17 protein-coding genes are annotated in these 14,984 nt (G+C 62.8%); 9 read left to right on the top strand and 8 right to left on the bottom strand.

Features of this window, described 5'->3' with window-relative positions:
- The first annotated feature begins 126 nt into the window (after positions 1-126).
- Entirely contained in the window at positions 127-693 is a 567-nt protein-coding gene (locus RQX22_RS08660; RefSeq protein WP_315726269.1) for an NAD(P)H-dependent oxidoreductase, read from the top strand.
- A gap of 424 nt (positions 694-1,117) precedes the next feature.
- On the opposite strand, the gene RQX22_RS08665 is transcribed toward RQX22_RS08660, so the two are convergent.
- The 6 genes from RQX22_RS08665 to RQX22_RS08690 all read right to left on the bottom strand — a co-directional run bounded on the left by RQX22_RS08665 (position 1,118) and on the right by RQX22_RS08690 (position 7,063).
- Positions 1,118-1,630: a hypothetical protein gene (locus RQX22_RS08665; protein ID WP_315725595.1), complete on the bottom strand. Its 513-nt coding sequence runs from the start codon at positions 1,628-1,630 to the stop codon at positions 1,118-1,120.
- 113 nt (positions 1,631-1,743) lie between these two features.
- Positions 1,744-3,759 carry a serine hydrolase domain-containing protein gene (locus RQX22_RS08670; protein WP_315725596.1) on the bottom strand — a complete coding sequence of 672 codons (2,016 nt, stop codon included), beginning with the start codon at positions 3,757-3,759 and terminating at the stop codon, positions 1,744-1,746.
- Positions 3,760-3,982: 223 nt separating this feature from the next.
- Positions 3,983-4,321 carry a hypothetical protein gene (locus tag RQX22_RS08675; protein ID WP_315725597.1) on the bottom strand — a complete coding sequence of 113 codons (339 nt, stop codon included), beginning with the start codon at positions 4,319-4,321 and terminating at the stop codon, positions 3,983-3,985.
- A 168-nt stretch (positions 4,322-4,489) separates the two neighbouring features.
- Positions 4,490-4,870: a hypothetical protein gene (locus RQX22_RS08680; protein ID WP_315725599.1), complete on the bottom strand. Its 381-nt coding sequence runs from the start codon at positions 4,868-4,870 to the stop codon at positions 4,490-4,492.
- 105 nt (positions 4,871-4,975) lie between these two features.
- Positions 4,976-6,286 (bottom strand): MFS transporter, encoded by a 1,311-nt coding sequence (locus RQX22_RS08685; protein ID WP_315725601.1) that lies wholly within the window; start codon positions 6,284-6,286, stop codon positions 4,976-4,978.
- 78 nt (positions 6,287-6,364) lie between these two features.
- Complete coding sequence (locus RQX22_RS08690; RefSeq protein WP_315725602.1) at positions 6,365-7,063, bottom strand: winged helix-turn-helix transcriptional regulator; 699 nt, start codon at positions 7,061-7,063, stop codon at positions 6,365-6,367.
- A gap of 61 nt (positions 7,064-7,124) precedes the next feature.
- Here RQX22_RS08690 and RQX22_RS08695 point away from each other — a divergent pair, with 61 nt between their 5' ends.
- From RQX22_RS08695 to RQX22_RS08715, 5 genes are read left to right on the top strand one after another with little or no spacing between them, the layout of a single operon-like run.
- The gene (locus RQX22_RS08695) at positions 7,125-7,562 is read left to right on the top strand and encodes a VOC family protein (RefSeq protein ID WP_315725603.1); all 438 of its coding nucleotides are present in this window, start codon (positions 7,125-7,127) and stop codon (positions 7,560-7,562) included.
- A gap of 39 nt (positions 7,563-7,601) precedes the next feature.
- Positions 7,602-8,321, top strand: a complete 720-nt coding sequence (locus RQX22_RS08700) for a DUF1428 domain-containing protein (RefSeq protein ID WP_315725604.1) — start codon at positions 7,602-7,604, stop codon at positions 8,319-8,321.
- Positions 8,322-8,361: 40 nt separating this feature from the next.
- Positions 8,362-9,204 (top strand): VOC family protein, encoded by an 843-nt coding sequence (locus RQX22_RS08705; RefSeq protein ID WP_315725606.1) that lies wholly within the window; start codon positions 8,362-8,364, stop codon positions 9,202-9,204.
- Positions 9,205-9,240: 36 nt separating this feature from the next.
- Positions 9,241-9,717 (top strand): VOC family protein, encoded by a 477-nt coding sequence (locus tag RQX22_RS08710; protein ID WP_315725608.1) that lies wholly within the window; start codon positions 9,241-9,243, stop codon positions 9,715-9,717.
- A 48-nt stretch (positions 9,718-9,765) separates the two neighbouring features.
- Entirely contained in the window at positions 9,766-10,512 is a 747-nt protein-coding gene (locus tag RQX22_RS08715; protein ID WP_315725609.1) for a J domain-containing protein, read from the top strand.
- Between the two features lie 68 nt (positions 10,513-10,580).
- Here RQX22_RS08715 and RQX22_RS08720 read toward each other — a convergent pair whose 3' ends face one another.
- A complete protein-coding gene (locus tag RQX22_RS08720) occupies positions 10,581-11,165 on the bottom strand; it encodes a urate hydroxylase PuuD (RefSeq protein WP_315725611.1) in 585 nt (194 codons plus the stop codon).
- Between the two features lie 93 nt (positions 11,166-11,258).
- Positions 11,259-11,951, bottom strand: a complete 693-nt coding sequence (locus tag RQX22_RS08725) for a TIGR02117 family protein (protein ID WP_315725612.1) — start codon at positions 11,949-11,951, stop codon at positions 11,259-11,261.
- Here RQX22_RS08725 and RQX22_RS08730 point away from each other — a divergent pair.
- From RQX22_RS08730 to RQX22_RS08740, 3 genes are all read left to right on the top strand, one after another.
- Positions 11,917-13,203 (top strand): glycerate kinase type-2 family protein, encoded by a 1,287-nt coding sequence (locus RQX22_RS08730; protein ID WP_315725614.1) that lies wholly within the window; start codon positions 11,917-11,919, stop codon positions 13,201-13,203. The two genes, RQX22_RS08725 and RQX22_RS08730, sit on opposite strands and share 35 nt — an antisense overlap.
- Positions 13,204-13,254: 51 nt before the next feature.
- Complete coding sequence (locus tag RQX22_RS08735) at positions 13,255-13,641, top strand: PaaI family thioesterase (RefSeq protein ID WP_315725616.1); 387 nt, start codon at positions 13,255-13,257, stop codon at positions 13,639-13,641.
- A gap of 92 nt (positions 13,642-13,733) precedes the next feature.
- On the top strand, positions 13,734-14,984 hold the full coding sequence (locus tag RQX22_RS08740; protein WP_315725618.1) for an acyl-CoA dehydrogenase family protein: 1,251 nt from the start codon (positions 13,734-13,736) through the stop codon (positions 14,982-14,984).

Below are 14,984 nucleotides of genomic sequence, written 5' to 3' on the forward strand. Positions count from 1 at the left end.
ATCCTACGGAACATGGATTGTGCGCTAATCCGCTTCCGGCAACGGCCCTATAGGGAGCTCTACCTATCCCCCTCTCGCATTGCCGGTCCCAAGAGTCGGGCAGAAGGGAGCAGGTTGTTGACGCGCGTGACCATCATCGACGGACATCCGGATCCGGACGGGAGCCGCTTCATCCATGCCCTGGCCGACGCTTATGCGGAAGGTGCCGGGGTCGACAACGAGGTGCGCTGCATTCGTGTCGCCGACCTGGACTTCCCGCTCATCCATTCACGGCAGGCCTGGGAACATGGCAAGGCGCCAGGGGATATTGTCCAGGCCCAGGAAGCGATCGCCTGGGCGGAGCATCTAGTCATCCTCTATCCACTCTGGCTCGGCGACGTACCGGCACTCCTGAAGGGCTTTTTCGAGCAGGTGATGCGCCCCGACTTCGCCTTTCGTTACGTCGACCATGGACTTCCGCAAAAGCTGCTGAAGGGCCGATCGGCGCGACTGATCGTCACGATGGGAATGCCCGCTTTGGCCTATCGGCTCTTCTACAGAGCCCACAGCCTGAAGAGCTTGAAACGTAACATATTGAACTTTACGGGTTTAAGCCCCGTCCGTTCGACAATCATCGGAGGGATTGAGGGCAGCCCGCACCGGCGGAAGGATTGGCTGGCCAGGGTCTGCCGTCTCGGCACGAAGGCGCGCTGATCCGTTTCTCCCGTCACCTCTTCGTCGAATTTCTCCCACGACTCGGAATGCCGCAACGCCGCTTGATTATATTTGCATTACCTTTGAATATGTGAAAATGTCGCGACATAATCGAGGGAGGATGCGAACAGTCTGCACGTCATGCCGTCCGGAGCGCTGTCCCTTCCTGTTCGGGAGGCCATCATCGTTCAGCGGCGATGCGCATATATCGCCCGGAGCCGGCGCCCATCATGTCGAAGGGCCGCAGCTTCACGGCGGACGTCGAAATGACGTCTTTTCGAGATCCGGTCGTCTCGGTGTCCGGGGCGGCGGCGGCAAGCCGCCTTCCGCCACGGCTCCTCGGGTCGGGCCGGAGGGCAGGCGGCGATTCCACCCTATCGCCGCCTGCTCTTTCCTTCGGTACCGCTCGGCCTGGACGCAGCGATCATCCAAGGCGCTTCGCGCGCTCTTCCTTCCGTTCGCGCAGATAGTCGTGCACTTCCCTGGTAGTGCGGGCGATGCGGTCCACGCGCTCCTGGTCCGTCTCCGATGTCCGGGTGATTCTTTCCAGCCTCATTTCCTGGACAGGATGGCGGGGCCCCGAACTCCACACGGAGTTCCGCAACCTGATCGGAAGGCCCGTGACGATCTCGAACAGGCCCCGCCTCGCTTCGGAATGCGCCGGGATATCGATCCTGTCACGAAAGACAGCGCCAAACCGATCATTTTTCGTCCAGGCTATTCTCGCTGTGACCGGGCCCAGTTCGGGCACCTCTATCGAAACCCAGTCGCCGCGCCTCAAGGAAATCCGGCCCGACGCGCGCAGTCCGTAGATCGAAAGGTCCTCGACCTCGACCAGGACGCTTTCACGCGCCGACCAGCGCAATCTCGAAGCGAGCGAGACGGCCATGCGCGACGCTCTTCGCTTGTCCCCCTGCTTCAGGCGTGCGAGCCCCATTCTCCCGCCCTTTCCCATGCCAAAGAAAACGGCTTAACCGAGATTGGTTACCGACCGGCTAAGCGCGGCGACGCATCCGGCCAACAGACGCCCGCCGGCCGGATGCCTGTCGGTCACGCCCAGGGCAACAACCCGCCGCGAACGGCAACCAGCAGGGCCAGCAGCAGGAACAGGGCGATGGCGAGACCCTGACGGGCCGTGCCCCACATCGTCCAGCCGCCTTCCCGGCCGGCGGCCGGCGAACGACGCCCCGACATGACCATGAACGCCAAGGCCACGAACGTTGCGATCGTGCCGAACAGAGCGAGCGTCGAGGCAATGACCAGCAGTGCCGGCGGGAAATGGTAGAGCAGCCCGACGATGTCGGTGAAGGTCGCCATCCAGACACCAAAGACAAGGATCGAGGCGAGCCACAATCCCGCGGCGGCGAGCAGCGCCTGTTCCGACCGCCGCTGGCCGACGAGCGGCGACAGGACCCGCTTTCTCGCGAAGAAGGCCAGCCAGATCCCGAAGCCGGTGAGGGCGGCGAGGGCGGCAACGGCAGCGAACAAGGTCGCGCTCATCAACGGTCCGGCCCGGTCCAGAAAGGAGCCGAGATAGACGCCGGTGGCCTTGCCATTCTCGTCCAGGACGAAGTTGAGAAGATCATCGCCATCGGCGGCCTGGAACTGTCCGGCCTTGCCGGTCGGGGCCCAGCTGCGCGCGCTGCCCCCACCGGCGGTCACGAGATAACCATCGTCGGAAACGGACACCTGGTTGATTCCGCCCAACAGGCCGACGAATTTCTCGAGGCCCGAATAATGACGCCGGGTGGTGATATAATTTCCGGCATAATTTCCGGCTTTGTCCTTCAGCGCAGGATCCCCTGCGCGCCGGATCGGCGGTGACTTCACATAGAATTCGTCGACCACGGCGTCTGCGAAGGAACCGACGATCCCGCCGGCGCCGCTCGTGTTGGTGCTGATGAAGATGCCCAGATTGAGCTCCGGCACCAACACCATGTCGGTGAAGAAACTCGTGGTTCCACCGCTATGACTGAAGGAGGCAAAGCCGCCCGGCATGCGGGACATGCCGAAGCCGTGCGCCCATCCATTGACGCCCTCGGGCACGTTCAGCACCGGCGTGCGGAACAGGCGTGCGGTCTCGGGTCCGTAGAGCTTCACGCCATCCAATGTGCCGCCGTTCAGATGCAGACGCATGTATCGGATCATGTCTTCCGCAGTGGTCGAGATCGATCCGGCAGCGGCGATGGTCGTGACATAATCATAACCGGACGGCTGGTAGCGGCCGCCTTTATACTTGAATTCGTGAGATCGATCTGCGGCAAGCGCCTTCGGCATCGGCTGCGGGATACCGGCGCGGGGCTCGTACGGCTCGCGGTAGGTGCTGCGCTGCATCTGGAGGGGACCGAAAATATCGCGGTCGGCGAGCGTCTGGAAATCGACGCCGTTGAGACGTGCGAGGATCTCGCCCGCAAGCGCCACGCCATAATTGGAATAAGCGGATATCGTGCCGGGCTCCCGGACGCGATCCGGCCGATGCCTGGCGAGATATTCGGCCGCCGGCAAGATCCGTTCCGGGGTGTCGACGAACAGATGCCCAAGTCCACTATCCTCGAAGCCGGGGGAATGGCTCATCAGATCGATGATGCGAATCGGATTCTTGAACCCTTGGTCCGGAACCTGGAGTTCCGGCGGCAGATATTGATTGACCGGATCGGTGAGCTTCAGGCGCCCTTTTTCGACCTCGCGCATCATCAAGGTCCAGGTCATCGTCTTGGACACCGATCCGATCCGGAACAAGGTGCGGCGGGGATCGACCGGCCGGACTGGATCGAGGCTTGCCATTCCATAGCCTTTGAGCAGGAGCGGCTGGTCATTCTGGACGATGCCGACGGTCACGCCGGCGCCATGTTCATCGGCCATGGCACGGCGGACATAGCCGTCGACGAACTTCTCGAGATCTGCGGCCGGTATGACCGTGCCACGAGCCAGGACGGGAGAAGCCGCTGGCGTCTCGACAGGCGCGGCCGCCGCCTGGGCGGGAACCGGCGCCTTCGTCACCTGCGCACCAAGCGCGGCCGCCGCCGCCAGCAATGCGAGTCCCAAAAATGGTTTGAAGCCGGCCATGCGATCCCCCCTATTCGCCCGTTGCGGCCCGAGCTTTCGGTACCGTTCATTTTCCAGGCAGGCACATTCCTGCCTGTTTGGGAATGTTTGTCAATGTCGCCGCGGCTGAAAGCGGCGCCCAGCGGAGGCCGTTCCGGGAAGTGCCCGGGAGGCGGCGCCGGTCGCGGCAAGGGCAAAAGGCGAAAAGAGGCCCGCGGTGCGCAGGGCACCGCGGGTCATATACTCATTTTTCTTCGATGGGCTGGCCCTGGGCTTCCCATTCCGCCCTGGTCTTGCAGACTTTCGACCGCATGCGAGAGCCGGTTGTTTCGAACAGGAAGCAATATTTCTTCGTCGGCGCCGGCTTCGCACCGGTCGGGTTGCCTTTGGCGGCACTGGCATTGGCATCGGTCGCCTCGCCGGCCGAAGCCGGCGCCGTGAATCCGAGAAGGAGCGTAGCAGCCGCTGCGACCGCGGCAGCGCGCCGGAGGTGGAGAGAGAAAGTGAGCATTGCATGTCCCTTTTCGACGTTGAAGCTGGCGGAGCGGGAATCCGACCGCGCTTTGGAAGATGCATCAGTCATGCCAAAACGCCGGCAGACGGTATTTCAATGCGTTAGAGACCGGTCATTCGGCGGTCGCACCAAGGATAGGCCAAGGAAGCGGCAATTTTGCGAAGAAATGGTGAAAAATTCTGTTCGCTGCCGGACAGCCATCGTCCGCTACTGAACAGCGCGAGCCGGACTTTGGATCTAAATTTCCGCTACGGCGCGGGGCGGCTGAGCCAGCAATACGGCACGGATCTTGCCGAGCGCGACCGAGGATTCACCGACCATCTGCTCCTCTATGCGGAAGCTACGGCAGGCTTCCAGGGCTTCATCGATAAAGGCATGCCGGTGGGGGATCGCGGGATGATAGAAGCGGATGAAATCGTGAAAATTGTCCACCGACACGCATTGGCGCAGGAATCCGGGCACGGCGGGGCGGGGTGACAATTGCAGGACCAGATCGCGGCATCGCGTGTAGCGATATGCCCAGATGCGATCGAGCGTATTGGCCGACGACACCGCGTGCAGCACCGTCTGCAGTTCCCGCACAATCAGGTCGAGGCGAGTTTCGGCATCCATGAACAAGCATGGCCGCCTTTATCGCCGCCAAATCAAGCCCCAAGCTCCGCCGCCCCGACGAGTGATCCAAATTGGACCGCATTCGCTACATTGGTTACTGGCGGTTCGCGCTTATTCGGCCGGACTTTCCTTCCTGACCGTCAGCATCGCCACGAGGCTGATGGCGCCGGCGGCGGAAAGATAGAGACCGACGGGCATCAGCCCGCCTCTTTCGGCCATCATCTGCGCCGCCATCGGCGCTAGTGCGCCGCCCAATATGCCGCCGACATTGAACGCCACCGAAATGCCGGTGTAGCGCACGAGCGGCGGAAACAGACCAGGCATCCAGGCGCCGAGCGGGCCGTACAGAAAACCCATGCAGAGCAAAGCCAGCGCCAGGAACACGAAGATAAGCAGCAGCGATCCGCTTTCCATCATCGGGGCGAGGATGAAGCCGATCAGGATGGTGCCAGCGCACGCCCAGACCAACACGATCCGGGGATTGAACCGATCCGAAAATATGCCTGCGGTGACGATGCCGATCGCCATGAAGAGGATGGCGCCCAGTTGCACGAGCAGGAAGGTCTCGCGCGCATAGCCAAGCGTGGTCGTGCCGTAGCCCAGTACGAAGGCCGTCATCAGATAATATAAGGTGAAGCAGGCGACGACCCCGAACATGCCGGCCAGGGTCGGCTTCAGATGGTCGCGGAATATGGCGGCGATCGGCACGGTGGCCGGCCGTCCCTGCGCGAGGGCGGCGGCAAAAGCAGGCGTCTCGGTGAGCTTGAGCCGGACCCATAGCCCGAGTCCGACGAGCAGCGCGCTGGCGAGGAAGGGCAGCCGCCAACCCCATGACAGGAACTGCTCCGGCGTCAGCATCAGGCCGAGCAGCAGGAAGAAGCCGTTGGCGAAGATGAAGCCGATCGGCGCGCCGAGCTGCGGGACCATGCCGAAGCGGCCCCGCCAACCAGGAGGAGCATTTTCGACCGCAAGCAAGGCTGCGCCGCCCCATTCCCCGCCAAGCCCCAAACCCTGGCAGAAGCGCAGCAGGCAGAGCAGCAGGGACGCGATCCAGCCAAGTTCGTTATAGGTGGGGAGAAAGGCGATGGCGGTGGTGGAACCGCCCATCAGAAGAAGCGACGCGACCAAGGTGGATTTCCGGCCGACGCGATCGCCGAAATGGCCGAACACCGCCGCCCCGAGCGGCCTGGCTACGAAGGCGAGACCAAGGCTCGCATAAGCGGCCAGAAGTTGCGCGGATTCCGAGCTCGCCGGGAAGAACAAGGCGCCGAAGAACAGGCTGGCGGCCGTCGCGTAGATATAGAAATCGTAAAATTCGACGGAGGTGCCGACGAGGCTGGCCCATAGCACGCGCCGGACGCGCCGATCATCGGTTGCTTGAGGCAGGCCGGTCGCCCCTATCGTTTGCGCAGCATCGGACATGAGCGTTGGTTGTCAGCCTTGGCGGCCATGGTCAACGGCCATGATGTCCCGCCGCCGCGAACATTGCGGACATCCTGTTCATCCTCTGCGCTCAGCCTTGGGCGGCAACGGGAAGAAGGTCGTGAAACGCCGGGCAAGGTCGCGGTCTCCCTCCACCGCCAGGATCCCGTCCGCTTCGAGGGCCTCCAGCGATTGTCCACCATAGACGGCGGCTGCGATGGCGGCCGGTGGCCCCGCCAAGATCAGGTCGGCGGCCTCGATGGGCCCGCGCACGACCTGGATTCCCCCGTCCGCGATCCGGGCCAGGAAACTTTCAGGACCGAGGCGAAAGCCGATGCGTGCCTTCGTGTCCCCGGCCCGTTCGGGATTCATCATGGTCCGAAAGGAAAGCATCAGCGATACGGGACTGATCGGCTGATTGGGATCATGATCGGGGGAGCGGACGGCCCAGCGGCCCAGAACCTGTACGATCGGCTCGGCCTCATAGCCCCATTCGGTCAGCTCATAGACCTGCGCGGATGCGGGCGGCGGCAATTTGCGGCGAACCACCAACCCGGCAGCTTCCAGCCCTTCCAGACGCTGGGTGAGCACATTGGCGCTAATCCCGGGCAGGTCACCGCGAATATCGCTGAACCGCTTAGGGCCAAGCATGAGTTCGCGCATCACAAGCAATGCCCAGCGTTCCCCGATCAGATCGAGGCCGTGGGCCGTACCGCAGGCATCGTCATAGCGGCGACGAGAGGAAGAAGCCGACCCAGTTAGCTTTTTTAACTTCATAGTTGCTTTTTATAACCCACCTGCATATTCCGGTCAAACAGTGAGTCGAAGGAAGCGAGACATGCCGAAAATGATTTTCGTGAACCTGCCAGTGGCCGATCTCGATCGCGCCAATGCCTTTTACGAGGCGATCGGTGCCGAGAAAAACCCGATGTTCAGCGATCACACGGCCTCCTGCATGGTTTTTTCCGACACCATCCACGTCATGTTGCTGACACATGACAAGTTCAAACAGTTCACACCCAAGACGATCGCGAACGCCCATGAGACGAGCGAGGTCCTGATCTGCGTCTCGGCCGACAGTCGGGAAGAGGTCGACGCCATCACGGAGAAAGCGCTGGCGGCAGGTGGACGCGAACCGCGCGAAAAGCAGGATTATGGTTTCATGTACGGCCGCAGCTTCGAAGACCCGGACGGGCATATCTGGGAGCCGATGTGGATGGACCTGGAAGCAGCGACCAGCGCAATGGCGTCTGGCGAAGAGGTGGCGGCCGCCTGACCCAGTTGAACGAACAATGCCGCAGCAAGGAGAGACATCATGTCTTACGTGGACGGATTCGTGATCCCGGTGCCGGATCGCAACAAGGAAGCATATCGGGACATGGCCCTGAAGGCCGCGCCCATCTTCAAGGAGCATGGAGCGCAGCATTTCGTCGAATGCTGGGGCGATGACGTTCCGGATGGCAAGATCACCGACTTCAGGCGCGCCGTGAAAGCGGAAGGGGGCGAGAATGTCGTCTTTTCCTGGGTCACCTATCCGTCCCGGGAAGTGCGCGACGAGGCCAATCGGAAGATCATGGCGGACGAACGGCTCAACATGGACGGGGAATCCACCCCCTTCGACATGCAGCGCATGATCTATGGCGGTTTCGCCCCGCTTCTCGAGAAACGGAGCGATGGCGCCTTCGGCTATGCCGACGGTTACCTCGTCGCCGTGCCGATGGACAACAAGCAAGCCTATCATGACATGGCGGCGAAGGCCGCGACCGTGTTCGAGGAATATGGCGCGACGCGGGTCGTGGAGGCCTGGGGCGACGATGTACCCAATGGCAAGGTCACCGACTTCAAGAGTGCGGTCAACGCGAACGAAGACGAAGCCGTCGTCTTCTCCTGGGTCGAATGGCCGTCGAAACAGGTCCGGGACGAAGCCTGGCCGAAGATCATGGCCGACGAGCGGATGCAGCCCGACAAGGATAGCATGCCCTTCGACGGCAAGCGGATGATCTATGGCGGCTTCGCCCCGATCGTCGACGAATAAGGACTGCTCGGACCGATCCCTCCGCGAAAGGATGATTGCCATGACCGACGTCTCGAACGCCGCGCCCGCGGCGAATGCTGAAACATGCCAGGGTCCGCCCGAAGGGACAGGTGGCTTCATCTGGTACGAGCTGATGACGACCGAGCAGGATGCGGCGATCGCCTTCTACGAGGCGGTCGTCGGCTGGTCGGCAAGCGACCAGACCATGGCCGAAATGGGCGATTTCCGTTACACGATCCTATCTGCGGGCGACCGTCAGATCGGCGGACTGATGCAGCTTACCGATGAGATGCTCGGCCATGGCGCCCGCCCCGCCTGGGTCGGCTATATCGGCGTTCCCGACACGGACGCTGCGGCGAAACAGATCGTCGCGGCAGGCGGTTCGGTGCATATGGGTCCCGACGACATTCCCAATGTCGGCCGTTTCGCCATGGTCGGGGATCCGGGCGGCGCTGTCTTCTACGTGATGACTCCGTTGCCGCGGAGCGATGTCCCGCCGCCGGCGGAACCCAATGAACTTGCCAATATAAGCTGGCATGAACTCTATGCCGGCAACGGCCAGGAGGCCGCCTTCGATTTCTATTCCAGGCAATTCGGCTGGGAGACGATGGAGATGATGGATATGGGGCCGATGGGGCAATACCGCATCTTCGGCTCCAATGGAGTCCGGATGGGTGGGATGATGGATCAGCCCGCGGAAATGCCGGTGTCGGCCTGGTCCTTCTACGTCGATGTCGACGGCATCGATGCGGCGATCGATCGGATCACGGCCAATGGCGGCAAGGTGGCGATGGGCCCCCACCAGGTTCCGGGTGGAAGCTGGATCGTTCAGGCTTTCGACCCGCAAGGCGCCTTTTTCGCCTTGGTATCGACCACACGCTGAACGCCACCATTCCGGTCAATCCTCGAGGAAAAGCATATGTCGAAGATCACACCCTGCCTCTGGTATGACGGCGACGCCGAAGAGGCCGCCAATTTTTACGTGACCTTGCTGCCCGACAGCCGAATGGGCGATGTCACCCGCTCGCCAGCCGACAATCCGAGCGGGCCGGCCGGAATGGTGCTGACGGTCGAATTCACATTGGCCGGTCAGGATTTTGTCGGGTTGAACGGCGGACCGCTATTCAAGTTCAACGAAGCGATATCCTTCCAGATCGAATGCGCGGATCAGGAGGAGATCGACCGGCTATGGAATAGGATCGCGTCGAATGGCGGCGAACCTGGCCCATGCGGCTGGATCAAGGACCGCTGGGGGCTGTCGTGGCAGATCAATGCAGCGCGCATGACGGAAATGCTCAAGAGCGAGGATCGAGAAGCGGCTCGGCGAGCGATGGAGGCCATGCTGGAAATGGGCAAGCTCGACATCGCCAAGCTCGAAAAGGCCTTTGCCGGCTGAGCGCAAAGGACCTTCTGCTCGACGGGATCGCGTTAAGGATTGGCGTTATTGACGCCAATCGGTAATCATTCGTTCGGGATGGCCCATTATCGCAGCCCTTACGAGACGCTGAACGTAGCGCCGGATGCCGAATCGATCGTCATCGAAGCCGCCCACAAGGCGCTGATCAAGAAATATCATCCCGATCTCTGGCTTCAGGATCCGGGCGCACAGGCACGCGCGGCAGCGATCAACGAGGCCTTCGCGATGCTGAAGAACCCGGAAGCGCGGGATGCCTGTGACCGCCGGTTGCGGGCGATGCGCAATGCGGCGCAGGCGGCCGCCTTCCAGCCACAGCGGCCGCGGCCGCGCGGGGCACGCTGGTGGAGCGGCTGGCTGGTGGCCTTGATCCTGGCGGCAGCGCAATTCGTGCCCTGGGGCGAGATCACTCTGCCCGCGGCTCAGCTCGCTTCCCGCTCCGCACCCGCGCGTGTGGCCGCCGAAGCGGTCGCAGAAGCCGAGGTCGAAGCGCAGGCGGAAGAGAAAGCGATGGGGGCGCGGGGCGCAACGAGACCTGAAAAGCCACTGCCCGCCAGCCTCGTCAAATTGCTGGATGAAAGACAGGAACAGGAAGCCGCCTTCCTGAAGACGCTTGAATCCCGCAGCATGGAGGCCAGCGGTGGCGGCGGCGAAACGAAACAGGTCGGGCGCACACGCCGCCCGCCAGCACGGAAAGGATCTGGCCAGCGCCCGGACGCGCCGGCCGACCGGTCGGAGCCCGCCGACTTCCTCGAACGCGAGGGTTATATCTACTAGGGCCCGGACGCTAAAGATGGCCCCGCAGGAATCCTCCCCCGATTTTCACCGGGAGAGGAGCCGAGCCTTCACTTGGCCAGATAAGCCTGCAGCACCATGCAATAGAGCATCGGCAGCGACAGCACGAAATTCGTGCGCGACCCGAGCATCGCCGTCCTGGCCGATTTGGCCTTCACATCGTCGTCCGCGGGCTTGAGACCCAAAGCCCTTTGCTGGTTGGGCCAGATGATGAACCAGACGTTGGCGGCCATGATCGCGCCCAGCCACATGCCGAGGCCGATCACCCTGAACCCGGGTTCGAAGGTGAAGGCGCGGGCGACATATCCGCCCTGGGTGGTTTCGGCGACCAGCAGGCCCAGGACCACGGTCGCAAGCGCCGACCAGCGGAACCAGAACAAGGCCTCGGGCGCGATATATTTGCTGACGCCGCCCTTCAGTTCCGCCGGGACCTTGGGCATCGTCGGGATCTGAACGAAATTGAAATAATAGAGGAGTCCGATCCACAATATCCCCGCCAGGACGTGGAAGAAACGAAGCCAGTAACTGAAATAACCCTCGCCCATCATGTCGCCATGGAGGCCGAACATGGTGACGGCGAGCAGCACCACTGCCAGCAATAAAGCCAAATTCAGATTGCCGAGTATTTTTCCCATCAGAACCCCCTGTCGATCATGGTCGGAACAATCTATCGAAGCGCCTGCTCGTTGGTAAGCCCCTAAGCAAGTCTCCAATCGGCTAGGTAGCGTTTAATCGAGCCGCCACATGATGCTTTGCGCAAGCGGCGTCCAAAGGCCTGTGCGAACGCCGGCGCGGCGAAGCGCGCGGCCGGTCCATTCGTTGCAGGTCAGTACTCCGTTATATGGCCCGACCGCTTCGTAGAACATATCGGAATCATGATAGCCGCGGCCGGGCAGTGGGATGGTCCGGCCCTCCGGACCATATTCGAAGCTGGCGCGGATATAATGAACCAGCTTTCGATACTGATCACGGGTCAGCACGATCGGGCGCTGGTGATCGTCGGCTTCGGGATCGTGATCATGATCGGCATGGATCAGGGTGCGGCCGCTTCCGAACGCGGCCAGCAGGGCATTCTTCATGGTCAGATCGCCCCAGGTGGGCGTTTCCAGATAGAAGGTGCGGTTGCCATAGCCGAAGCCCACATAATTGCCCCGGCCCCAACGGGGATCCCTGAGGTCCGTCCCGGGCACCAGCGGCTGCCAGTCCATGTCCGAATTGACCTTGGGGACCATGATCCAGGTATGAACACCATTCGAGCGGACAAAGATCGTCACACCCCGCCCCGGCTCGCGCCAATCCGGGTTGGCGGGAAGGAAACCGAGCAGGAGGGCGGCCAGCAGGTAGCCGATGGGCAAGACGAGGAGCCCGGCGAGCACGCGCAGGGCGATGGCCGACAGCTTCGTGGTCGCGGACCTTTTCACCCGGCAACGCATAGACGAGGTGCCCGGCTTGATGAAGCGTTCCGGCGGTCTCATAGCCCTCGCCATGGACGTGCGTGCGAAACTCGAAGCGATCTTTCGAATGGGAATGGAATCATGCCGGCCCGCTCGCCTGATGCCACCGCACCTGCCCGATCCCCCGGCGGGAAAGACATTCCTGCTCGCTTTGGGAAAAGCGGCCGTGCCGATGGCCGAGACCGTCGAACGAAACTGGGAAGGCCCGCTGTCCGGTCTTGCCGTTGCGCCCCATGGCAATACCGGCCGGCTGGAGCGGATCGAGGTGCTGGAAGCCGCCCATCCGGTGCCGGACGAGAGCAGCCTCGCCGCCGCGCAGCGGCTGCTGGACCTGGCATCGGCGGCCGGACGCGGCGACCTCGTGCTGGTGCTGCTGAGCGGCGGCGCATCGTCGCTCGCCAGCCTTCCGGGACAGGGCCTCGGTCTCGCGGAAAAGCAGCGCATCGTCCGCGACCTGCTCCGCTCGGGCGCGCCGATCGGCGAGATCAATATCGTCCGCCGCCATCTGTCGGCCTTCAAGGGCGGCAGGCTCGCACTGGCCGCGGCGCCGGCCCGGCTTGTCACGATCGCCATCTCCGATGTGGAAGGAGACCGGATGGAGGATATCGGGTCAGGCCCGACCGTCGCCGATCCGACCACGATCGGCGAAGCGCGTGCGCTTCTGGCAAAATATGATATCGTTTCGCCGGCAGCGGGCTGGTCGGAAAGCGCCAAGACTGTGACGGGCGACTGGCGGCTGGCGGCATCCGCGGGACGTGCCCTGGCGGCTGCGGCCGAAAAGGCGGCCGCCCTGGGCTACCGGCCGATCGTCAGCGAAATCTATGCAGAGGCGCGGGAGGCGGGGCGCGCCCAGGCCGAACTTGCGCTGCGGTCGCCGCCTGGCACGGCCCTGATCTCCGGCGGAGAATTGACGGTTACCGTCGTGGGCAAAGGCCATGGCGGCCCTAACCAGGAATTTGCGCTGGCTGCCGCAATGGCACTGGCGGGCCACCCGAACATATGCGGGCTTGCCGCCGATACGGACGGAGTGGATGGAAGAAGCGAGGCGGCCGGGGCCTTTTTCGACGGGGATACGATCGGGCGCTTTCGCGGCGATTCCGTTGCGATGCTGGCGCGCAATGACAGCGGGAGCCTGTTTGCGGCGACCGGCGACCTGTTCGTCACCGGCCCCACCGGCACCAACGTCAATGATCTTCGCGTGTTGCTGATCGATTCCTGATTTGATCCGCCGGTGATGACGAATGCCGACAGACCGTCTAGATTCGCAGGAATGAAAACGCTTCCGCCTTATGCCGAACTGCTTGGCCTCAGCACCCGGCGCCAGGGAGACGAGACCTATTGGATCATGCCGTTCCGCAACGAAGTGATCGGCCGACCCGGCTTCCTTCATGGCGGAGCCATTGCCGGCCTGCTGGAATTCGCCGCGCTCGGCACCCTCTTCGAAGCCCTTGGCGAGGAGCAGGACGTCACGGTGAAGCCGATCAACGTTACGGTCGATTATATGCGGGGCGGTACCGATCACGATACGTTCGCCGCCGCCACCGTCACCCGGCTAGGCAAGAGGGTCGCGAATGTCGAAGCCCATGCCTGGCAGCAGGATCGCACCAAGCCGATCGCCGCAGCCCATATGAACCTGCTATTGAAGCGGCCCACCTGAGATATCTCCTCTCCTTCGGATGCCGCAGGCTGGCGCAAATCCGACGTTTCTGACAGGGAAGAGCGAAACCCGCATCGAGGCGATCCCCGACCATGGACTTTGACCTTACGGAACGGCAGGCTCTCTATCGCGACCGCGTTCGGGAGTTCATCGAGACCCATGTGCGGCCGCGCAGCGCCGACTATAAGGCGCAGATCGCCGAGGGCGATCGGTGGCGGCCAGTTCCTGTGATCGAGGAACTGAAGCCGCTGGCACGCCAGGCTGGCCTTTGGAACCTGTTCATGCCGCCCGGTCATGCGCTCCAGCATGTCGACGAAAGCTTCGCCTTCGAAGGCACGCAGCTCACCAATCTCGAATATGCGCTCTGCGCCGAGGAAATGGGACGCATCGTCTGGGCATCGGAGGTCTTCAACTGCTCGGCGCCCGATACGGGCAATATGGAGGTGCTCCACCGCTACGGGACGCTGGACCAGAAGGAACGATGGCTGCGGCCATTGATGAAGGGCGAAATCCGCTCCGCTTTCCTGATGACCGAACCCGGTGTCGCTTCTTCCGACGCCACCAACATCGAATGCCAGATCAAACGCGACGGCGATTCCTACGTTCTGAACGGGCGCAAATGGTGGTCGTCCGGGGCGGGCGACCCGCGTTGCAAGCTGGCCATCGTGATGGGCAAGACCAATCCCGAACATCCCCGCCACCAGCAGCAGTCGATGGTGCTGATGCCGCTGGATGCTCCCGGTGTGACGATCGAACGGGCGCTGCATGTCTATGGCTATGACGATGCGCCTCATGGTCATATGGAAATCGCGTTGGATGACGTGCGCGTCCCCGCCTCGGCCATGCTGCTCGGCGAAGGCCGTGGCTTCGAAATCGCGCAGGGGCGGCTGGGGCCGGGCCGGATCCACCATTGCATGCGCACCATCGGCGCCGCCGAAGAGGCGTTGAAGGCGATGGTGATGCGCCTGCAAAGCCGGGTGGCGTTCGGCAAGAAATTGATGGAGCACAGCGTCTGGGAAGAGCGCGTCGCGCGCGCGCGGATCGACATCGACATGTCGCGTCTGCTCTGCCTCAAGGCTGCCGACCTGATGGACAGGGCCGGCAACAAGGCCGCCTTGGCCGAGATCGCGATGATCAAGGTGCAGGCGCCGAATATGGCGCTCTGCATCATTGACGACGCGGTCCAGGCCCATGGCGGCGCCGGCGTCAGCCAGGATTTCAACCTGGCCCATAGCTGGGCAGGCATTCGCACCCTGCGGCTCGCCGACGGCCCGGATGAGGTCCACAATCGCGCCATCGCGCGGATCGAATTCGCCAAACATGCGCCGGAAAGGGATTCATAG

It is taken from the genome of Sphingosinicella rhizophila, assembly GCF_032378825.1.
GTDB lineage: Bacteria > Pseudomonadota > Alphaproteobacteria > Sphingomonadales > Sphingomonadaceae > Allosphingosinicella > Allosphingosinicella rhizophila.